At 68.4% G+C, this 20873-nt stretch carries 18 protein-coding genes and 1 riboswitch; of the genes, 6 read left to right on the forward strand and 12 right to left on the reverse strand.

Annotated features, from left to right (window positions below):
- Positions 1–141: 141 nt before the first annotated feature.
- Positions 142–2184, reverse strand: coding sequence for an excinuclease ABC subunit UvrC (gene uvrC, locus ACFWPH_RS02585; RefSeq protein ID WP_378747703.1), 2043 nt, complete (start codon positions 2182–2184; stop codon positions 142–144).
- 235 nt (positions 2185–2419) lie between these two features.
- Between uvrC and ACFWPH_RS02590 the strand changes: the two genes are divergently transcribed.
- Together ACFWPH_RS02590 and ACFWPH_RS02595 are read left to right on the forward strand one after the other, a co-directional pair.
- Positions 2420–4372 carry a gamma-glutamyltransferase family protein gene (locus ACFWPH_RS02590; RefSeq protein ID WP_378747704.1) on the forward strand — a complete coding sequence of 651 codons (1953 nt, stop codon included), beginning with the start codon at positions 2420–2422 and terminating at the stop codon, positions 4370–4372.
- A gap of 113 nt (positions 4373–4485) precedes the next feature.
- A riboswitch (guanidine-III (ykkC-III) riboswitch) is annotated at positions 4486–4553 on the forward strand.
- Positions 4554–4568: 15 nt separating this feature from the next.
- A complete protein-coding gene (locus tag ACFWPH_RS02595) occupies positions 4569–4883 on the forward strand; it encodes a DMT family transporter (protein WP_378748222.1) in 315 nt (104 codons plus the stop codon).
- A 289-nt stretch (positions 4884–5172) separates the two neighbouring features.
- On the opposite strand, the gene ACFWPH_RS02600 is transcribed toward ACFWPH_RS02595, so the two are convergent.
- From ACFWPH_RS02600 to ACFWPH_RS02615, 4 genes are all read right to left on the reverse strand, one after another.
- Positions 5173–5667, reverse strand: a complete 495-nt coding sequence (locus ACFWPH_RS02600) for a PH domain-containing protein (RefSeq protein WP_378747705.1) — start codon at positions 5665–5667, stop codon at positions 5173–5175.
- Positions 5668–5670: 3 nt separating this feature from the next.
- Entirely contained in the window at positions 5671–6150 is a 480-nt protein-coding gene (gene ribH / locus ACFWPH_RS02605; protein WP_062973999.1) for a 6,7-dimethyl-8-ribityllumazine synthase, read from the reverse strand.
- A 28-nt stretch (positions 6151–6178) separates the two neighbouring features.
- Entirely contained in the window at positions 6179–7423 is a 1245-nt protein-coding gene (locus ACFWPH_RS02610) for a bifunctional 3,4-dihydroxy-2-butanone-4-phosphate synthase/GTP cyclohydrolase II (protein WP_062974001.1), read from the reverse strand.
- Between the two features lie 78 nt (positions 7424–7501).
- The gene (locus ACFWPH_RS02615; RefSeq protein WP_378747706.1) at positions 7502–8122 is read right to left on the reverse strand and encodes a riboflavin synthase; all 621 of its coding nucleotides are present in this window, start codon (positions 8120–8122) and stop codon (positions 7502–7504) included.
- 675 nt (positions 8123–8797) lie between these two features.
- Between ACFWPH_RS02615 and ACFWPH_RS02620 the strand changes: the two genes are divergently transcribed.
- The gene (locus ACFWPH_RS02620; RefSeq protein ID WP_378747707.1) at positions 8798–9259 is read left to right on the forward strand and encodes a hypothetical protein; all 462 of its coding nucleotides are present in this window, start codon (positions 8798–8800) and stop codon (positions 9257–9259) included.
- Between the two features lie 397 nt (positions 9260–9656).
- Here ACFWPH_RS02620 and rpe read toward each other — a convergent pair whose 3' ends face one another.
- Entirely contained in the window at positions 9657–10328 is a 672-nt protein-coding gene (gene rpe / locus ACFWPH_RS02625; protein ID WP_378748223.1) for a ribulose-phosphate 3-epimerase, read from the reverse strand.
- Between the two features lie 187 nt (positions 10329–10515).
- Between rpe and ACFWPH_RS02630 the strand changes: the two genes are divergently transcribed.
- From ACFWPH_RS02630 to ACFWPH_RS02640, 3 genes are all read left to right on the forward strand, one after another.
- Entirely contained in the window at positions 10516–10938 is a 423-nt protein-coding gene (locus ACFWPH_RS02630; RefSeq protein WP_378747708.1) for an ATP-binding protein, read from the forward strand.
- Positions 10935–11873 carry an RNA polymerase sigma factor SigF gene (locus ACFWPH_RS02635; RefSeq protein ID WP_378747709.1) on the forward strand — a complete coding sequence of 313 codons (939 nt, stop codon included), beginning with the start codon at positions 10935–10937 and terminating at the stop codon, positions 11871–11873. Before ACFWPH_RS02630 ends, ACFWPH_RS02635 begins: the two co-directional genes overlap by 4 nt.
- A gap of 113 nt (positions 11874–11986) precedes the next feature.
- The gene (locus ACFWPH_RS02640) at positions 11987–14152 is read left to right on the forward strand and encodes a molybdopterin oxidoreductase family protein (protein ID WP_378747710.1); all 2166 of its coding nucleotides are present in this window, start codon (positions 11987–11989) and stop codon (positions 14150–14152) included.
- A 152-nt stretch (positions 14153–14304) separates the two neighbouring features.
- On the opposite strand, the gene ACFWPH_RS02645 is transcribed toward ACFWPH_RS02640, so the two are convergent.
- The 6 genes from ACFWPH_RS02645 to ACFWPH_RS02670 all read right to left on the reverse strand — a co-directional run bounded on the left by ACFWPH_RS02645 (position 14305) and on the right by ACFWPH_RS02670 (position 20523).
- Positions 14305–14658, reverse strand: a complete 354-nt coding sequence (locus tag ACFWPH_RS02645) for an MmcQ/YjbR family DNA-binding protein (RefSeq protein WP_378747711.1) — start codon at positions 14656–14658, stop codon at positions 14305–14307.
- A 76-nt stretch (positions 14659–14734) separates the two neighbouring features.
- Positions 14735–16039 (reverse strand): RsmB/NOP family class I SAM-dependent RNA methyltransferase, encoded by a 1305-nt coding sequence (locus tag ACFWPH_RS02650; RefSeq protein WP_378748224.1) that lies wholly within the window; start codon positions 16037–16039, stop codon positions 14735–14737.
- 1031 nt (positions 16040–17070) lie between these two features.
- On the reverse strand, positions 17071–17991 hold the full coding sequence (fmt, locus tag ACFWPH_RS02655) for a methionyl-tRNA formyltransferase (RefSeq protein ID WP_378747712.1): 921 nt from the start codon (positions 17989–17991) through the stop codon (positions 17071–17073).
- The gene (gene def, locus ACFWPH_RS02660; RefSeq protein ID WP_378747713.1) at positions 17991–18533 is read right to left on the reverse strand and encodes a peptide deformylase; all 543 of its coding nucleotides are present in this window, start codon (positions 18531–18533) and stop codon (positions 17991–17993) included. Before def ends, fmt begins: the two co-directional genes overlap by 1 nt.
- 245 nt (positions 18534–18778) lie before the next feature.
- Positions 18779–19792 (reverse strand): lipase family alpha/beta hydrolase, encoded by a 1014-nt coding sequence (locus ACFWPH_RS02665; RefSeq protein WP_378747714.1) that lies wholly within the window; start codon positions 19790–19792, stop codon positions 18779–18781.
- A 62-nt stretch (positions 19793–19854) separates the two neighbouring features.
- Positions 19855–20523 carry a PadR family transcriptional regulator gene (locus ACFWPH_RS02670; RefSeq protein ID WP_378748225.1) on the reverse strand — a complete coding sequence of 223 codons (669 nt, stop codon included), beginning with the start codon at positions 20521–20523 and terminating at the stop codon, positions 19855–19857.
- Between the last annotated feature and the right edge of the window lie 350 nt (positions 20524–20873).

Raw genomic sequence — 20873 nt, forward strand, 5'->3', positions numbered from 1 at the left:
AATGCGTTTCGGTCACCCTGCTGTAGCGCGTACGCCCGGTCCCTGTCCCGGAGCGCAGAAACACGGCCGCGGGGGCGCAGGAACAAACGTACGTGACCCGCGCCGGTCACCGCGCTGTTGCGCCGTGCGCCGCGCCGGAGGCTATCGGCCGTGCAGGGCGGCCAGCACCGCCTCCGCGGTGGCCCGGCCGATACCGGGCACCTCGATGATCTCCTCCACGGTCGCCTCCTTCAACCGCGCCACCGACCCGAAATGCGTGACCAGCGCGGTCCGGCGGGCCGCGCCGAGCCCGCGCACCGAATCCAGCGCGGAGGCTGTCATCCGCCGGGATCGTTTACTGCGATGGAAGGCGATGGCGAAGCGGTGGGCTTCGTCACGCACGCGTTGCAGCAGGTAGAGCGCCTCACTGGTGCGCGGCAGGATCACCGGGTCCGGTTCGCCCGGTACCCAGACCTCTTCCAGCCGTTTCGCCAGCCCCACCACCGCGACATCGGTGATCCCGAGCTCGTCGAGCACCTCGGCCGCGGCCGCGACCTGCGGTGCGCCACCGTCGACGACGTACAGATTCGGCGGATAGGCGAACTTGCGGGGGCGGCCGGTCTTCGGATCGATTCCGGGCCGGGTGGTGATCTCCTCCTCGGCGAGGTCTTCGGCCCCGGGTGTGGTCCCGAACTCCGGTACCTCGGCCGTACCGGCGAGATCGGCCTGTTCGGTGGCATCACGTTCCCGGCGCAACCGCAGGAACCGGCGCCGGGTGACCTCGGCGATACTGGCGACGTCATCGGACCGGCCCCCGCCGGCCGCCTCCCGGATCGCATAGTGCCGGTAATCGGATTTCTTGGGCAGTCCGTCCTCGAACACCACCAGCGAGGCCACCACATCGGTGCCCTGGACATGACTGATATCGACGCATTCGATCCGCAGCGGCGCGGTATCGAGGTCGAGGGCGTCCTGGATATCCTGCAGCGCCACCGAACGCGAGGTCAGATCGCCGGCCCGGCGGAGTTTGTGCTGCGCGAGCGCCTCGGTGGCATTGCGGGCGACGGTCTCGGCGAGGGCCTTCTTGTCGCCACGCTGCGGTACCCGCACCCGCACGGCGCCGCCCCGCAATTGCGACAACCAGCGCTGGACCTCGTCGACATCGGCGGGTACCTCCGGTACCAGGACCTCCCGCGGTACGACCGCCGCGGGCTGGTCCCCGGCGGTCTGCGCGGCGACGGCGGCCTGCTCACCGTAGAACTGGGTGAGGAACTGTTCCACCAGTGCGGCCAGCTCTCCGCCCTGTTCCGGGGTGTCTGCCGCATCGCCGGATTTGTCCACCACCCAGCCGCGCTGGCCGCGCACCCGGCCGGCGCGCACATGGAATACCTGCACCGCGACTTCCAGATCGTCGCCGGCAAAAGCAATCACATCGGCATCGGTACCGTCGCCCAGCACCACGGCCTGCTTTTCCAGCGCCCGGCGCAGGGCCTGCACATCGTCGCGGAGCCGGGCCGCGGTTTCGAAATCGAGGTCCTCGGACGCGGTATGCATCCGGCGCTCCAATTCCTTGACCATCCGATCGGTACGCCCGGCCAGGAAATCGCAGAAATCGTCGACGATACGCCGGTGCTCGTCTGCCGAAACCCGGCCCACACACGGCGCCGAACATTTGTCGATATAACCGAGCAAACAGGGCCGGCCGATCTGCCCGTGCCGTTTGAACACCCCCGCCGAGCAGGTACGGGCCGGAAAAACCCGCAGCAACAGATCGAGGGTTTCCCGGATCGCCCACGCATGGGCATAGGGCCCGAAATAACGGACCCCTTTCTTCCGTGCGCCCCGATAAACGAATAGCCGCGGATATTCCTCGTTCAGGGTGACGGCCAGCACCGGATAGGATTTGTCGTCGCGGTAGCGGACGTTGAATCGCGGATCGAATTCCTTGATCCAGTTGTATTCCAGCTGCAGCGCTTCGACCTCGGTGGAAACCACGGTCCATTCCACGCTCGCGGCGGTGGTGACCATCTGCCGCGTCCGCGGATGTAATGCGGCCACATCGGCGAAATACGAGTTGAGCCGATTACGCAGACTTTTCGCCTTGCCGACGTAGACGACCTGCCCGTAGGAGTCACGGAATTTGTAGACACCGGGTTCGAGCGGAATACTGCCCGGCTGCGGCCGGTACGTCGCGGGATCTGCCACGGGTCCAAGGTTAGTAGCGACCTCGGACAGACTTCCGCCCGGTCGGATCGCCGGAGGCTGCCCGACCGGGGATCGCCACCGTGTGCCCGCCGAACCGGCGGGCGGGAGTTCGGAGGTTCGGCAGCGCGCCCGCCGCGACGACACATCACGGCGCTCGGAGAATCGGTGCGCGGTGGCGCGATCCGCTCGGTGGTTCGGCCGCCAACTGTCGTACCGGGCGGCTACAGTGCGGAATATGCGCCCGGTACAACGGATTCGGTACGCACTGACCATTACGGGCCTACTCGTGGCCGCGTCCCTCAGTGGATGTTCCAGTGAGACCGATACCGCGGGCCCGTGCACGCCGGTGCCCAACGGCACCGCCGTCACCGCCGCCCCCGGCACCGGTTCGGCGGCACCGGCGACCCGCGATCTCGCGACAAACCCCGAGATCGCTTCGGGCTACCGGTCCGATATGACTGCCGTGCGTACCACCGGTTATGCCGTTTCCACCGCCAACTCCCATGCCACCCGTGCCGCCTGCGAGGTCCTGCGCGCCGGCGGTACCGCGGCGGATGCGCTGATCACCGCACAAACCGTGCTCGGGATCACCGAACCACAGGCTTCCGGGCTCGGCGGCGGCGCCTTCCTGCTGTACTACAACGCGGAGAACGCCACCGTCGAGGCCTACGACGGGCGGGAGACCGCACCGGAGGCGGCGACGGAGAACTATCTGCGCTGGATCAGCGATACCGACCGCACCGAACCGCGACCGGATGCCCGCGCCAGTGGGCGCTCCATCGGGGTCCCGGGAGTCGTGCGCATGCTCGGGATGGTGCATGCCGAGCACGGGCAGACTGCCTGGCGCGAACTGTTCGGCCCCGCCGTCGCACTGGCCGATCAGGGGTTCGAGATCAGCCCGCGGCTGGCCGGGCAGATCGCCGAATCCGCACCCGAACTGGCCCGTGATCCGGCGGCTGCCGAATACTTCCTCGAGCCGGACGGTTCGCCCAAACCCGCCGGTACGGTCCTCACCAACCCGGCGCTGTCGAAAACCCTGAGCACCCTGGCCACCGACGGCGCGGACGCCTTCTACACCGGGCCCATCGCACAGGACATCGTCGCCGCCACCGCGGCGCGCACCGGCGGACGCACGCCCGGTGCGCTGACGGCCGCGGATCTGGCCGGCTATCGGGCGGTGAAGCGAACACCGCTGTGCACCGGTTACCGGGAACACGAGATCTGCGGTATGCCGGGTCCCTCCTCCGGCGGCACCACCGTCGCGGCCACCCTCGGTATCCTGGAAAATTTCGATCTCCCGGGCCTGCCGCCCGAACGGGTCGACCACAACGGCGGAGTCCCGCGTGCCGAGGCCGTCCATCTGATCGCGGAAGCCGAGCGGCTCGCGTACGCCGACCGCGACAAATACATCGCCGATCCAGATTATGTTCCACCGCCCGGCGATTCCCCGCAGACCCTGGTCGACCCGGAGTATCTGCGAGAGCGGGCCGGGCTGATCGATCCGGACCGGAGCATGGGCAGCGCCCGGCCCGGCGACTTCGGCGCCACCACACTGGGAGCCGGACCCCAGACCCCCGAGCACGGCACCAGCCATATCTCGGTGGTCGACTCCTACGGTAATGCCGCGGCGATGACCACCACCGTGGAATCGGCGTTCGGCTCGTTCCACATGGTCGACGGGTTCCTGCTGAACAACCAGCTCACCGATTTCTCGGCCGACCCGGTCGATACCGCCGGCGTTCCCGTGGCGAATCGGGTCGAACCGGGTAAACGCCCGCGCAGCTCCATGAGCCCGACCCTGGTCTTCGAACCCGGTCCCGGCACCGAGCCCGGCACCCTGACCCATGTGGTCGGCTCACCGGGTGGTTCGGTGATCATCCAGTTCGTGGTGAAAACCCTGGTGGGCATGCTGGATTGGGGCCTGGATCCGCAGCAGGCGGTCTCCGCCGTATCGTTCGGTGCCGCGAACACCCCGCTCACCGGCGTGGGCGGGGAGCATCCCGCGATCGATACACGTGACGACGGTGCCCACGATCCACTCGTCACCGCCTTGCGCGAGCGGGGTCACCAGGTATCGGTGGCGCCGCAGACGAGCGGGCTCAGTGTTCTGAGCCGCGACGGTGAGAATCATTGGATCGGCGGCGCCGATCCGCGGCGTGAAGGTGAGGTCTTGGGCGATACCCGCTGATCGCACCCCAGGCACCTGTGCGTGTGTCTGTTCCCGGGGCGCCGCGAGTGTGAGGTGCCTCGCCGAACACGGCAATAAGGTTGCCAGCCGGTAGCGGTTGTGCGATTTTGGTTTCATAGCCCCGATGAGGTGGGCTTCCGGACGAGAGGGTCGTACCCGGCGTGCGACAAGACGACCCACGGAGGTCGTCATGGCATTGGCATGGATCGTTCTCGTGGTATCCGGTGTACTGGAGGCGGTGTGGGCCACCGCTCTGGGCAAAACCGAAGGCTTCTCCAAATGGCCCCCGACGGTGCTGTTCGTCGTCGCGCTCGTCGCCAGTATGGGCGGACTCGCCTACGCAATGCGCGATCTGCCGGTGGGCACGGCGTACTCGGTATGGGTGGGTATCGGCGCGGTACTCACCGTCATCTATGCCATGGCCACCGGGGAGGAGCCGGTCACGATCGGAAAACTGGTCTTCCTGACCATGATCATCTCCGGAGTGGTCGGACTGAAGCTCGCCCACTGAGCGTCGCGACGAACGCCGAATACGCAGGCCGGCGCCACGCCCAGGTGTGGCACCGGTAGCGGTGGACAACGGCGGCCGAGCCGGACGGCGCCGGTGATCTCGGCCCGTGCGGTCGCACCGGCGCTCAGACCTCGGCCGAGCGGTGGGCCCTCTCCACGGGCAGGATCAGGTTCCCGGGGTTTGTCCCGGAACCACGAAGGCGACCAGTGGGTGCGACCGCATGGTGAAGTGTCTTCCTACGGTGCCCGCCTCTCCGGCCGCCCGCAGACGGCGTCGATTGCGGGCGGAATCAGGCGGTGTCGGTGTACTTCGTGCCGAGCTCGCGGAGCCGGTCCAGCGCCGCGGCGGCGCGCTCACCGTCGTTGGAGCGGATGGCCAGCATCGGGACGTAGTCGTCGTTCACCAGCTCCAGCCGGGCCCACGCCTTACGGTCCGGGAAGGATACGCCCCGGATATGCTTCCATTCGAATTCACTGTCGCCCAGCACATTACGTACCACCACACCGTGTTCCCCGGCGCGCACACGCGGCCTGGTGAGCAGTAGTACGGCGATGGCACCGAAAACACCGATACATGCCATCGCGAACTGGTCCACGACCCGGAAGTTCACCCCGGTGTAGTCGATCCGCAGGAACACCCCGAGCAGGACGAACGCCACTACCAGGCAGATGGCCACGATGAACGCGGTCCGGCGCGCTTTACGCGGGCGCACCTCGAACTCCCAGTCGGACGGCTGATCCGCGCCCGGGTCGATACCTCGCCGCAGAATACGCACCACCGGCATCACTCAGCCCGCCGCGCGCAGCCCGCGCAGGGTCAGGGCGGCATCGAGGGCGGCCGCGGCCGCCTGCTCGCCTTTGTTCTCCACCGAGTCGGGCAGCCCGGCCCGGTCCAGCGCCTGCTGTTCGTTGTTCGTGGTGAGGACACCGTTGGCGACCGGGGTGCTCTCGTCCAGCGAGACCCGGGTCAGGCCGGCGGTCACGGCATCGCAGACATACTCGAAATGCGGGGTATCGCCGCGGATCACCACACCGAGCGCGACCACCGCGTCATGGGTGCGGGCCAGCTCCTGCGCCAGTACCGGCAGTTCCATCGCACCGGCACAGCGGGCGACAGTGGTGTGCCGGACGCCCGCATCCGCCGCCACACGCTCGGCGTTCGCCACGAGGGTGTCGCAGATCTCGGTATGCCAGCGCGAGGCGACAATGGCCAGGCGCAACCCCTGCGCGTCGGCGAGCGCGAACTCCGGTACGCCGGTGCCGCTCATCGGTTTCCGCCTTTCGATCCGGCTGCGTTCATTGCGCTGTCTCCCCCAGATCCAGATCGTCCAGGCCCACCAGGTCGTGGCCCATCCGGTCGCGTTTGGTGCGCAGATAGCGCAGGTTCTCGGCATTGGCCCGCACCGGCATCGGTACGCGTTCGGTGATCCGCAGGCCGTAACCGTCGAGCCCGACCCGTTTCGCCGGGTTGTTCGTGAGCAGCCGCATCGACCGCAGGCCCAGATCGACCAGGATCTGCGCGCCGGTACCGTAATCGCGGGCATCGGCCGGTAGCCCGAGTTCGATATTGGCGTCGACGGTGTCGTGGCCGGAATCCTGCAGTTGATAGGCCTGCAGTTTGTGCATCAGGCCGATCCCGCGGCCCTCGTGCCCGCGCATGTACAGCACCACACCGCGACCCTCGGCGGCCACCATTTCCATGGCCGCGTCCAGTTGCGGGCCGCAATCGCAGCGCAGCGAACCGAAGACGTCGCCGGTGAGGCATTCCGAATGCACCCGGACCAGGACGTCCTCGCCGTCGCCGATATCGCCGCGCACCAGCGCCACATGTTCGACATCGTCGTAGATGCTCTGGTAGCCGACCGCGGTGAACTCGCCGTGCAGGGTCGGGATCCGCGCCTGCGCCACCCGCACGACATGCTTTTCGTGCTTACGGCGCCACGAGATCATCTCCGCGATGGAGATCAACGCCAGTTCGTGTTCGTCGGCGAAAACGCGCAGCTCATCGGTGCGGGCCATATGCCCGTCTTCCTTCTGGCTGACGATCTCGCAGATCACGCCCGCCGGCCGCAGCCCCGCCATCCGGGCCAGGTCCACCGCAGCCTCGGTATGACCGGGACGGCGCAGCACCCCGCCGTCCTTGGCGCGCAGCGGCACCACATGCCCCGGCCGGGTGAAATCGTTGGGTTTGGCGTCGCCGTCGGCGAGTAACCGGATGGTGGTGGCGCGATCGGCGCCGGAGATACCGGTCGTCACGCCTTCCTTGGCATCGACGGAGACGGTGTAGGCGGTCCCGTGCTTGTCCTGGTTCACCGCGTACATCGGCGGCAGGCCGAGACGGTCGCAGTCGTCACCGGTGAGCGGTACGCAGATATACCCCGAGGTGTACCGGATCATGAACGCCACGAGCTCCGGGGTGGCTTTCTCGGCGGCGAAGATGAGGTCGCCCTCGTTCTCCCGGTCCTCGTCGTCGACCACGACGACCGGTTTACCGGCCGCGATATCGGCGACGGCGCGCTCGATGCTGTCGAACCTGGTCACGTCTGCAATGCTCCATCTCGATTGGTCGCTGATCACACTACTGGGTCCGTCCGGCCCGTCCGGGCGCGGCCGGAAGTATCAACCGCGCTGATGGAGGCGCTCGACATACTTCGCGATCACATCGACTTCCAGGTTCACCACGGTCCCGGCAGCGGCGGAGCCGAGATCGGTCAGGCTCAGAGTGGTCGGGATGAGGGAGACCTCGAACCAGTCGCGGGCGCCGTCGGCGGCCGGTGTTTCGGCGCGCCCGAGCCCGGATACGGTCAGCGAAATACCGTTCACCGTGATGGAGCCCTTCTCCACCACATATTTGGCGATCGCGTCGGGCAGCGAGATCCGGACGACCTCCCAGTTCTCGCTGGGCGTGCGGGCCAGGATGGTGCCGGTACCGTCCACGTGGCCCTGCACGATATGGCCGCCGAGGCGGCTGTTCACGGCAGCGGCCCGCTCGAGATTGACCTGCGCGCCGGGCCCGAGGCCGCCGATACTCGACCGGCGCAGCGTTTCGCCCATCACGTCGACGGTGAATACATCGTCGATGACATCGACCACGGTGAGGCACACCCCGTTGACCGCAATGGAATCGCCGTGCCCGGCATCGGAGGTGACCAGTTTGCCGCGGATGGTCAGCCGGGCCGCGTCGGTCAGCTGTTCGCAGGCGACGATCTCACCCAGCTCCTCGACAATGCCTGTGAACATGCCTTCTCCCGTTCGCATCGGTGTTCCGCCTACGGAACGGCGCCAGCGGTACCGAATATTCCCAGTTCGCCGTCCACGACCAGACTAGTTGGCGCCCGCGCGCGCGAACCATGGCCGCCCGCTCGCCGGAACACCGTCGCTCCGATCCCCTACCGGTGCGGCACAGCCGAGCCGGTCCGCCCGACCCCTGCCGGAAATTTTGCGGTCGAATGACCGTCGTCACAATTATCACGCCAGGTCATATGAACGCTCCGACGAGTGGCTTTCTGGTCCGGACCGGTTCCCGGCGGTTCACCTTTTCCCGGCCGAGACCGCATCGAAACCGGAAATGTTCCTCGATTTGCGCGCTCACACCGGTCGACGCAATATGGTGAGGTGATCGTTCCACCGCCCTCGAACACCCTGCGGCGCGGCGGGACACGAAGTTCACCGATGACGGCCACCGCCGCGGAAGACCGTGCGCCACAAGCCTTCACGAACAACCGGATCGAAGCACCACAACGCGGCCGGAACATACGGCCGCGGATCGGCGATCCGGTACCCCTCGCCCCAGCGACAGTGTTGTCCGGGCATCGGATCCCGCGGTGACAGCACCGGGCGGATCCGCGCGGGCTCCGCGCCCCGGAAGACCGCGCCCAGTCAGGCACGTCCATCACTCGAGGAAGCCCGAGCGTCATGACCACATTCACCGAGTCCGCCCTCGAACAGCACTGCCGGCGATACCGGGAGCGGGATCTGCTGCCGGCCGTGGTCGATCCGGTATCGCACCGCATCCTGCTGCATATCGGCGCCGCCTACGGTGCGGTGACCATGCCCACCGAGCTCGGCGAACCGGTACTGCAGCGGCTCCGGGTCGCCGGGTCGGCCGGACCGGTTTTCGCACACCCCCGGGCCGGACGCTGGACGTTCCTCACCGGCCCCACTCGGCACGACGAATTCCCGGCCGCCGCCGCGGCCGAATTGTTCCGCCGCTACACCACGGTCGCCGGCACCGGTAGCCAGATCGTGCTGCCCTCCGCGGAGGACGAAGCCAGCGGCTACCGACTATGGATCGCCGGACCGGATACCTACGGCACCCGCCCGCCACAGCAGGCGGTGATCGACGCGGTCTGTGCGAGCGGTTGTCACAGTCGCTGAAGGCGAGCGGTCACCCGAAGTCGCTCGGCGAGCGTCCACCGCCGGTCAGCGCGAGCGAGCACAATCCCCGCCCCCACGCGCAGGTGCCGACACCACCAGACCCGCAAGTGTCCACCGCGAACCGAACCCGCCGCCGTTGCGGCTCATCACGTGGAGCGCTCGATAGCCGCGCACAGTACGACCCGATGGCAACTGTTCCGGGCGGCGACCGACGGAGACGGCTCCGACCGTCGCGCCCGGGTGAGGACCGGCGGTACCGAGGTGCGGCAAGAGGCGGCCTGCCCGCATGCCCCACCGGCCGCGGGCAGAAGTCGGTGCGACCCTCGGCGCACCGACCGATCCGAGCCACCACAGCGGCGGGCTCAGACCTTCGTTGTGCCGGTCGGCACAGAGCGCTTCAGTGTGCGGCGTGGTGTGGCAATCGCGCCGCGGCCGCCTGGCCGCGCAGTTTCTCCACGGTCGCGCCGGGGTCGGCGGTGTTGTACACGGCCGATCCCGCGACGAAACAGTCGATCCCGGCCTCGGCGGCCTGTTCGATGGTGTCGGCGTTGATCCCGCCGTCGATCTCCACCACCAGCCGCAACTCCCCCGCGTCGACCAGCCGCCGCACGATCTTCGCTTTGTCCAGCACGGAGGCGATGAACGACTGGCCACCGAAACCGGGCTCGACACTCATCACCAGCAAGGTGTCGAAATCGCGGAGAATCTCCAGGTACGGCTCGATCGGCGTATTCGGTTTCACCGACAGTCCGGCCTTCGCCCCGGCCGCCCGGATATCGCGGGCCACCGCGACCGGATCGTCGGTCGCCTCGGCGTGGAAGGTCACGTTGTAGGCGCCGGCCTCCGCGTAGGGCGGGGCCCACCGCGCCGGGTCCTCGATCATCAGATGGCAGTCCAGCGGAATATCGGTGGCCTTCAGCAGGCTCTGTACCACCGGCAGACCCAGTGTCAGGTTCGGCACGAAATGCGCGTCCATCACATCGACGTGTAGCCAGTCGGCACTCGCCACCGCCTCGGCCTCATCGGCCAGCCGCGCGAAATCCGCGGACAGGATGGACGGGGCGATCATCGGGGCCGCCGGACGGGTGAAGGTGGGCTCGGACGCAGTCACGCGGCGCAGTCTAGTGCGGTCCGGCGGCGCCGCCGAATGCGCCCGACCGCGCCGACGTGCCGGGTCGGGCCGCGGGGATTCGCCGGTATAGAGGGCGCCAAACCCCGCGCGCGCCGATGCGCCGCAAACCCAGTAACCTGCCAGAGTGATCAATACTTCGGCGGAAGAGGGGATTCACGGCTCCCCGGTGGAGATTCGAGTGGCGGCATCGGTGACGCAGCTGCCGATCGTGCGCGGTCTCGCCGAAACTCTGGTCCTGCTCAGCGATTTCACCTTGGACGAGGTCGCCGATATCCGGCTCGCAGTAGACGAGGCCTGTTCGACGCTGATCGGCCTGGCGGCACCCGAGACCACCCTGCACTGCGTGTTCACCATCGGTGAGACCGATCTGCGGGTACGGGTCGCCGGTGTCGCGGCACGGGAGGGGCTGCCCGATTCGCGCAGTTTCGGCTGGCATGTGCTGCGTACGCTGACCGATGCCGTGGACGCCCGGCAAGAGCCCTTCGACCAGCAGGTTTCCGGATTTCCGACAGCGGTCGAGTTCCGTCGGGTCCGGGGGAAAGCGTGACCGACCAGGACAAGCCGCTCGACCCTCCCACCGGCACGCCCGATACTCATGGTCCGGAACCCGATTCCGGCCGGGGCACCGGCGCCGCGCCGGATGCGGAGGCCAGGTCGGCTGCGGAGGCTGCCTCGGCCCCGGACGCCGATTCCGAGACCGAGGCAGAGCTGGCGGATTCGGGTCAGGCCGGCGGATACGACGATGTCGCCGGCCTGTTCACGCAGTTGGCGGCGGCGGAACCGGAGTCGGCCCAGCATGCCACGCTCCGTAACGAACTGATCGGCCGCTGTATACCGCTGGCCGACCATATCGCCCGCAAGTTCAGCGGCCGCGGGGAGCCGTTCGACGATCTGACCCAGGTGGCCCGGGTGGGGCTGGTGCACGCGGTCGATCGTTTCGATGTATCGCGCGGTTCGAATTTCCTGTCGTTCGCGGTACCGACGATCATGGGCGAGGTCCGCCGGTATTTCCGGGACAACACCTGGGCGATGCGGGTGCCGCGCCGGGTGAAGGAAACCCATCTGCGTATCGGGGCGGCGGTGGATGCGCTGTCGCAGTCGCTGGGCCGCTCGCCGACGGCCAAGGAGATCGCGGCCGAGCTCGATGTGGATCCCGACGAGGTGACGCAGGCGGTGATCGCCGGCAACGCCTACCAGCCGACATCGATCGATGCGGCGTCGGTCGGCCGGGATACCGATGCCTCACTGCTGGACACGCTCGGCGAGGAGGAAGCGCAGTTCGACCGGGTCGAGGAGTATGTGGCGATCCGGCCGCTGCTGGCGGGCCTGCCGGAGCGGGAACGCCGGATCCTGACCATGCGGTTCTTCGAATCGATGACCCAGACGCAGATCGCCCAGCAGATGGGGATATCGCAGATGCATGTTTCGCGAATCCTCACGAAAACGCTGGCGCGGCTGCGGGAACAGTCGTCGCGGGAGTAGGCGCGCCGGTTCTTTTCCGGTGACTGTTGTGTCCGGTTCGCCGATCGGTCTACCCTCAATTGTGAGAGATCGAGTGGGTAATTATCTCAACGAACCATTCACAAGGTGAGGCCATGACCACAGAAACCGTCGCCCGGCAATGCACCCTGTGCGAGGCCCACTGCGGCATCCTGGTGACCGTCGAGGATTCGGCCGTCACCAGGATCGAAGGTAATCCCGAGGATGTGCTGTCCAAGGGATATATCTGCCCCAAGGCGACGGCGATGGCCGGCCTGCACGACGATCCGGACCGGTTGCGCACCCCGATGCGACGGGTGGGTGACCGGTTCGAAGCGATCGGCTGGGACGAGGCGTTCCGCGAGGTCGGCACCCGGCTACGGCAGGTACGGCGCGACCACGGCCCCCATGCGGTCGGTATGTATCTGGGTAATCCGGCCGCCCACAATTCGGCGATCATGTACGCCATGGCATTGCGGGCCGGCCTCATGACCCGCAACTTCTACACCGCTTCCTCGATCGATCAGTTCCCCCAGGAGTTCGTGGCCTGGCAGATGTACGGCTCGAATTTCCTGATGCCCATCGCCGATATCGACCGCACCGATCGGCTGGTGATCATCGGTGCCAACCCGGCGGTGTCAAACGGTTCGGTGACCAACATGCCGGGCGCCAAGAACCGGATCAAGCAGGTGCGGGCCCGGGGCGGCAAGGTCGTGGTGATCGATCCGCGGCGTACCGAAACCGCGCGGCTGGCCGACGAACATCTGCCCGTTTTGCCGGGCGGCGACCCGTATCTGTTGCTGGCTGTCCTGCACGTGCTGCTCACCGAGGATCTGTGCGACCGGACCGCCGTCCGCACGCAGTGCGCCGGATCGGATACATTGCGCGAGTTGGTATCCGGGTTCTCCCCGGAGGATGCCGCGCCGTACGCAGGCGTCGACGCCGCGGCCATCCGGCGGCTGGCCCGCGAACACGCGGCGGCGAAATCGGCGGTGATGTACGCCCGGATCGGGGTGTGCCAGACCCTCACCGGGACGATCACCCACTGGCTCGTCAACACGATCAACGCGGTCACCGGAAACCTCGACCGGCCCGGCGGCCAGATGTACGCCACCCCCGCGGTGGATCTGCTGCCGCTGGCGCGGCGGATGCCGCCGTTCCACGGCGCCTGGACCGACCGCTCCGGGAAGTACAAATCGTTCCGCTTCGAACTGCCCGTGGCCGCTCTGGCTTCCGAAATCCTGGACGAGGGGCCGGAACAGATCCGCGCCATGATCACCTATGCCGGGAACCCGGTACTGTCCACCCCGCAGCGCGGGCAACTGGACAAGGCGCTGAGTTCCCTGGATTTCTACGTGGCCGTGGATATGTACATCACCGAAACCACCCGCCACGCCGATATCATCCTGCCGCCGGTATCGCCGCTGGAACGCGAGGATCTCGACATCCTGCTGACCATGTTCAGCGTGCACAACAACGTTCGCTACAACGCGCGGGCGGTCGACGCCCCGCCGGACGGTCTCGAGGACTGGGAGATCATGGCCCGGCTGACCACCGAGATCCTGCCGCTGCCGGTGCGTTCACTTACCGGCCGGGCCCTCAACGCGGTATTCGCCCGATTCAGCCCGGTGCGCGCGGCAGCCCTGGGGATCGCGGTCGGCCCGCACGGTGTCCTCCGCCGAGGCCGCCGCGGCGTCACCCTGGCGAAAGTCCGCGCGGCCCGCGGCGGTATCGATCTGGGACCGCTGCGTCCCCGGCTGCCGTCCCTCATCGCCACCGCTGACCGGAAGGTACAGCTCGCCCCGGCAACCTTCGTCGCCGAAGCCCGCCGGTTGCTCGCCGACGCCGGGTCCGCACGCGGCGTAGGTTTCGACCTGCGCCTGATCGGCCGCCGGCATCTGCGCAGTAACAATTCGTGGCTGCACAATGTGCCGTCGATGGTGAAAGGCCGCGACCGCTGCACCGCGCTGATGCATCCCGACGATGCCGCCGCGCGCGGTTTGGCCGACGGTGACCAGGCGACAGTGAGTTCGCCGATCGGTGCCATCGCCGTACCGGTGGAGGTCAGCGCCGATATCCGGCCCGGGACGGTGGCCATCCCGCACGGCTGGGGTCATCGCGAACCAGGCGTCGGCTGGACCGTGGCGGCCTCGCTGCCGGGCGCGAACGTCAACCTGCTGCACGATCCGGAGCAGGTGGACCGTATCTCGGGGACCGCCGCGGTGAACAGCACCTGGGTCAGGATCGAACCGGCCGGGAAAGCGGCGGCCACCGCCGGCTGATACCGTCGGCTGCCTCCGGGCCTGGTCACCGACAGGGCCGATGGACCTGTGAGTGCAAGGGTGTGGGACAACTGCCCGAGTCCACGGACAGAACCTGCGCGGCCGGGGCGGAATGTAAACGACCGGCGAAGACGATGTGCATGCTCGTCCAGCTATCCACTGGTTCCCCGATCCCTGGTTCTGCGCAGCTTCGCCGGAGCGACGAGCCACCACGCGGCGTCGAGCAGTTCCCGCAATTGCCCGGTGTCGACGCGCTCCAGGTCGATGAGGATGTAGGGATATCCGTCGTAGTGCGGGGTGGTGTAGAAGGCCGGATCACCGGAGGCCAGCAGGGCTTCTTTCTCGGTCATCTCGCAGCGCAGCGCAAGACCGCCCTCGGCCTGCGTGCGCAATCGAGCGAAACTCTTGCCCGATACCTTCAGCGCCGGGGTCCGGTAGGAGGTCGATTCCGCGACCTCCGGCAGTTCGCTGGCGAGTCGGACCACGTTCTCCCAGGTGAGGCTCATACCACCGAGTCTGCCCGGGTCGGTGCCGGCAGGCTTGGAAATCCGTCGCCTACCGCGCGCTAGCCCGGCTGCCGCGCTACTGCGGTTTGCGCAGTGCGGCCACGAACATGGCGTCGGTGCCCTGCCGGTGCGGCCACAACTGCACCGTGGGTCCGCCGCCGAGTCCGGTGACGCCGGGTAGCAGCTCGCGGGCGTCCAACTGTTCAGCCCCGGTACGGCGCACCGTATCCGCCACCACCGCAACGGTTTCGGGGAGGTGCGGGGAGCAGGTCGAGTAGACCAGGACGCCGCCGGGGCGCAGCAGATCCCAGGCCGCGGTCACCAGTTCGCGTTGCAGCGCCACCAGGTCCGCGACATCTCCCGGGGTGCGCCGCCAGCGGGCCTCCGGGCGGCGGCGCAGGGCGCCCAGCCCGGTGCACGGGGCGTCCACGAGGATCCGGTCGTAACCGGCGGGCAGGCCGCTGTCCCGGCCATCGGCGATATGCACCTCGACCGGCATGTCCCGGGTCGCCGAACGGACCAGCTCGGCACGATGCGCGGACGGTTCCACCGCATCCACCCGGTAGCCGTCGATACCGGCGAGGGCACCCAGCAGTGCGGTTTTACCGCCCGGCCCGGCGCAGAGGTCGAGCCAGCGTCCGGTATCCGGGCCGAGCAACGACGCGCGGGTGAGCGCGAGCGCCACGAGTTGACTGCCCTCGTCCTGGACCGCTGCCATCCCCTCGCGGACAGGTTCCAGCGAGCCCGGGTCGCCGCCCTCGAGATATACCGCGTACGGGGACCAGCGGCCTTCCTCACCGCCGGTGACGAGAGCGAGTTCCTCGGCGGTGATATCGCCGGGACGGGCCACCAGATGCACCACGGGTCGTGCGTCATCAGCGGCGAGCAGGTCACGCAGTTCACCCGCATCGCGGCCGAGCGCGTCGGCGAAGGCCTGAGCGATCCATTCCGGATGCGCGTATTCGAAGGCCAGCCGGCCGATCGGGTCCGGCGGGGCCAGCCGCGCCACCCAGTCCTCCGGAGAGCGTTCGGTAACCCTGCGCAGTACGGCGTTGACGAATCCGGCACGGCTCGCCCCGGATTCGGCACGGGCAAGTTCCACCGCGGTGTGCACGGCGGCATGCGGTTCGACCCGAGTGCGCAGCAATTGATAGGTACCCAGGCGCAGGACATCGAGCAGCGGACCGTCGATATCCGCGATCTCACGGCCGGCGCATTCGGCGATCACCGCATCGAGAACGCCGAGACTGCGGCACGCGCCGTACCCCAGTTCGGTGGCCAGTGCGGCATCGCGGCCCTGCACGGAGTATTCGCGCAGGAACGCCGGGAGCACCAGGTTGGCGTAGGCATCCCGCTCCCGGACCGCGCGCAGGGTTTCCAGCGCGACGGTGCGTGCCGGATCCTTGACCCGTTTCGGTCGCGCCGCGGACTCGCCACGTCCAGGGCGTGTCCGGTCGGCACCGGATCGTTTACCCGCGCTGGTCGTCTTGGATCCCTCATCCGAACGCCGGTGGCCGTCGCCGCGTCGGCCAGGCCCGTTCGCGCCGCGCCTGTCGCCGCCCCCGGCTGCCGGGGAACTGCCGCGGCCTGCGGACCGCCCGGATGTATCGCCGCGCCGCCCGCGGGGGTCGCGCTCCTCTCCGCCGCGCCCGCCTGCGCCCGTGTCCCTGCCCTTGGGTGAACGCGGGCCGCCCTCGCGGACGCTTTTCGCGCGATCCGCTCGGTCCTCGCCGAATTCACTGCGGTATCGGGAATCCGACCGGCCGCCGCGTGCCGCCGCGCCCTGATCGGCCGCGCGGCCGCCCGAATCCGGCCTGCGCCCTTGCTTTTCGTGCCGACCCGGACCCTCACCCCGGTAGTCAGGCCGTTCCCCGCCGAAACCTGATGATTTCCCGCCGTTTCCGACGCCCCTTCGACGGCCGCCCTGCGCCGAACCGCCCGGGCGGTCGCGCTCCGGCGGCTTCCCCGCCGCGGAGCCGGACGGGCGCCCCTGCTGTTCGCGACGCCCCGGCCTGTCACCCCGTTCCCCGCCCGAGCGCGATGATTTCCCGCCGTGCCCGGCGTCCCTACGCCGGTCACCGGCGGCACTCACGTGTCCTGTCCGCCGCTCCCCTGCCGCGGCATCGCCCCGGCGGCCGCCGCCATCGGGGTTCCGACCGGTTCCGTCCCGGTGGGAACCACCTGGCTTCGTATCCTTCGCCCGCCTGCCGGCGCGTCCCTCGCCCGGCGAATCCGCAGAACCCGGGCGATCGCGACCGGTACCGGATCGGTCCTGCGAGCGGGATTCGGGGCCGTGCCCCGCCGCACCACGGTCTGCGCTCGAATCGCGATCCATGCCGCCGGACCCGCTGTCCGTGGATTGGGGTTTCGGGTGGCGCCGGAAGCCGCGCGGCAGCGGGCCGGCAGGGCCGGTCATTCGACCACCGCGCCGGGCTCCAGGCGGGCACCGCGTGCCCAGTCCAGCGCCGCCATCATGCGTTTACCTTGTGGCTGCACCCGGTCCAGGCGCACCGCGGTGGTCGCGGTGCCGATATAGACGCCGGTTTTGCGTACATCGATCTGCCGTTCCGGCAGCGCCTCCTCGACCAGTTCCACGGGGCCCAACTTGAGCCGGTTACCGGCCACGATCGTCCAGGCCCCGGGATGCGGTGTCACCGCCCGGATGGCGCGGCCGACCGCGAGAGCGGGCTGATCCCAGCGCACCTGCGCCGCCTCCACCGTGATCTTCGGTGCGTAGGACACGCCCTCGGTGGATTGCGGAATCGCCTGCAAGGTCCCGTCTTCCACCCCGTGCAGTGTCTGTTCCAGCAGGGCCGCCCCGCTGTCGGCCAGCCGGCCCAGCAGATCTGCGGCGGTATCGGTGACGGCGATCCGTTCGGTCACCACGCCGTAGACCGGCCCGGTGTCCAGGCCGGTTTCGATCCGGAACGTGGACGCCCCGGTGATCTCGTCACCCGCCGCGATGGCCGCCTGTACCGGTGCCGCGCCGCGCCATGCCGGAAGTAACGAGAAATGCAGGTTGATCCATCCGTGGCGGGGGATATCGAGGATTTCCGCGGGCAGCAGCGCACCGTAGGCGACCACCGGACAGCAGTCCGGCGCGAGCTCCGTGAGCGCTTCGACGAATTCGGGTTCGGCGGGTTTGCGCGGCGTCAGCACCGGGATCCCGTATTCGTCGGCGAGCTGCCCGATCGGCGAGCGCTGTAATTTCCGCCCGCGACCGGCGACAGCGTCGGGACGGGTGACCACGGCGATCACCTCGTGCCGTGATTCGATCAGCCGGCGCAGCGACGGTACGGCCGGTTCGGGAGTACCGGCGAAGACGATCCGCATCAGCGGTCCCGCTCGGCCAGTGCGCGACTGGGCCGGACGGTGATACCGGCGGTGAACCAGTCGGACTCACGGATGGTGCGCATGGCCTGCTTGCGGTCCGGTGGATCCAGGCGGTCGATGAAAAGGGTGCCGTCCAGGTGATCGGTCTCGTGCTGGACACAGCGCGCCAGCAACCCCTCGGCCTCGAACTCGACCGGTGCACCGGTCATATCGACCCCGCTCGCGCGCACCCGCATCGCCCGGCGGGTGTCGTGATTGACCCCCGGTATCGACAGGCAGCCCTCCGGTCCGACCTGTTCCTCGTCGTCGAGCGCGGTCCAGACCGGGTTGATCAGGTGGCCCCGGGCATCCCGGGTGTCGTAGACGAAGACCCGCAGTCCGACTCCGATCTGTGGCGCGGCCATCCCCACCCCGCCGTCGTCGTACATGGTGTCGGTCAGGTCGGTCACCAGCTGCCGCAGTTCGGGGCCGAATTCGGTGACCTCGGTCGCGCGGGCTCGCAGGATCGGATCGCCGAACAGGCGGACGGACTGGACGGTCAAGGTCGGCTCCCGGAGACATGAGACAGGGCAGGAAGAATCCATTCTAGGTCGCCCCGTGCACCCGCCGACACGTACGGGGTCTTCCCGCCAGGCCATTGCCGCGCACCGCGCGCACCCGCAGCAGTGCCGAGTTCGGCGAAAACAGTCGAAAGATCGGGCCGTCTCTGCTTGCGCCGGCAAGACAATGCTGCGCAACGGCGAGTATCGCGCTCTCGACCCGGAACGCAGCGGCCGGGCCGGGGCCCTCAGATATTGCCGCCGATGATCACCTGAGGAATCCCGGTGCCGAGCGCGACCGGCGCGCAGACCGGTTCCGGCGCATGGTCCGGGTCGAGTACCTCGAGCACCAGTTGCGCTACGAACGGGTCGTACACCATGTGGAAGTGCCCGGTGAGATCGGCGGGGCAGCGATCCTGCACGACGATGTTCTCCACCCCGGGCCCACGCAGTGCGATATTGCCGAACGGCTGGATCATCTCGTCGACCCGGCTGCCGATCGTCACGTACCGGACGCCGGGGACGGTATCGCCGCCGGCATTGAGATCCAGCATGAACGGCGACCCTTGTGCCTGTTGCACGGCCGCCACCGAGATCGTCTTCTCCGCCACGGTCAGCGCGCCGGGTATCTGCTGCGCCACCGGCACCAGTCCGTACATGACACCGCCGTAGGTTGGGGATGCGAGACCGACCCAGGTGGCGACGGCGGGCGCGCCGCCCAGCTTGTTGATGTAGTACCGGGTCATATTGGCGCCTTGCGAGAAGCCCACCAGGTCCACCTGAGGCGCCCGGGTGGCGGCCCGCACCCGGTCCACGAAAGCGGCGAACTGATGGGCGCTGAGCACGATGTCCTCGGTGCCGAAGCTGACGGCGCCGGGTTTACCGCCGTAGTTGAGTGCGAAAACGCAGAACCCCTCGTCGACCAGGCGCGGGCCGATGGCCGACCAATCGGTGTAGGCGCTCGCATCGGTGCCGTGGGCCAGGATCACCGGACGCGGATGGGCCGCGTCCGGGACACAACCGAAATCGTTGACTCCCTGCGGTACGGCGGCGGGATGATCCTTCATGTACAGCACAGCGCCGAGATGGTCGGCCTGCGGCGGCGCCCACTCGGTAGGGACCTCCGGGGGGAGGTATCCGGCGGGCTGGGCGGTGCCCACGGACGTGCCGAGCAACACCGACCCAGCCAGTGCGACGAACACCGTCAGCACGCGCCTGCCGAACCCGCCGCGCGGGCGGGCCGACCACAGAAAACGTTTCACCACATAATCTTCCACCCTCCCGGCGCGGCGGAAAACCCGTGGCCGAGGTCTTGATCACCCCGTTACTTCGGGTTGTCCTCGTCGCCGGCCAGGATGCGGTACAGCGCTTTCCGTGCCTCGGTGAGCACATCGGCCGCCTTGGCCGCCTGTTCCGGGGTACCGGCACCCGCGACCTGCGCAATCGCGCCCATCAGGGGCGGGACCAGCGCACGCAGATCGTTGGTGTGGGCGCCGACGCCGTCTTTGACCTCGGCCCACGGGTCACCGAGTTCGTCCCGGTGTTCGGCGACATAGGCTGTGCCCGTCTCGGTCAGTTGCGCGGTTTTCCGGCCGGCGACCTTCTCGATGGTGATCAGGCCCTCGTCTTCCAGCTGGGACAGCGCGGGATAGACGGATCCCGGGCTGGGGCGCCACAGATCCTCGCTGCGTTCCCGGATCTGCTGGATGAGTTCGTAACCGTGCATCGGGCGTTCGGTGAGCAGCAGCAGCACCGCCGCCCGCACATCCCCGCGCCGCCCGCGGCCGCCCCGCCCGCGGCCACGGCCGAAGCCTGGACCGAAACCGGGGCCGAAGCCGGGCCCGAAGCCCGGGCCGAAACCCGGACCACCGAAACCGGGTGGGCCACCGTGCCGGAAACCGCCGCGGCCCGGCCCGTGTTCCATATCGGGACGATGACGCCGGGCCCAGCGGAGCCGTTCCTTGCGAAATTCCGTGTTCTCCATGTCTTCCATGGCAGCCTCCTGAGCTACTCGATCGGTTTGCATAGCATCGACGATATATCGGCACTCTATCCATGGCAACCCCCTCGGCCCGAAATTGTGGCGGTGCCGACCAAATTCGGGCCGGAACCGGCGGCCTGCCGTCAGACAACCTGCACGCCCCGGCCGAGCGCGTCGAACGGCGCGACGATCTCGGCCGGCACTCGCGCCCCCCACGGCCGCCACGTCGCAAAGCAGTAACCCGGCAGCGGCGTCGAGTCATGTGGTGCTTCGAGGACGCTGACCAGGGAGGGTGCCGATATATGGCCGCGGCGGTCCACAGCTGCATCGCCCGAGTAAAAGGTGGCCTACGAGCGCCTCGG

It is taken from the genome of Nocardia sp. NPDC058499, from assembly GCF_042719915.1.
In the GTDB taxonomy this organism is placed as follows: Bacteria; Actinomycetota; Actinomycetes; order Mycobacteriales; family Mycobacteriaceae; genus Nocardia.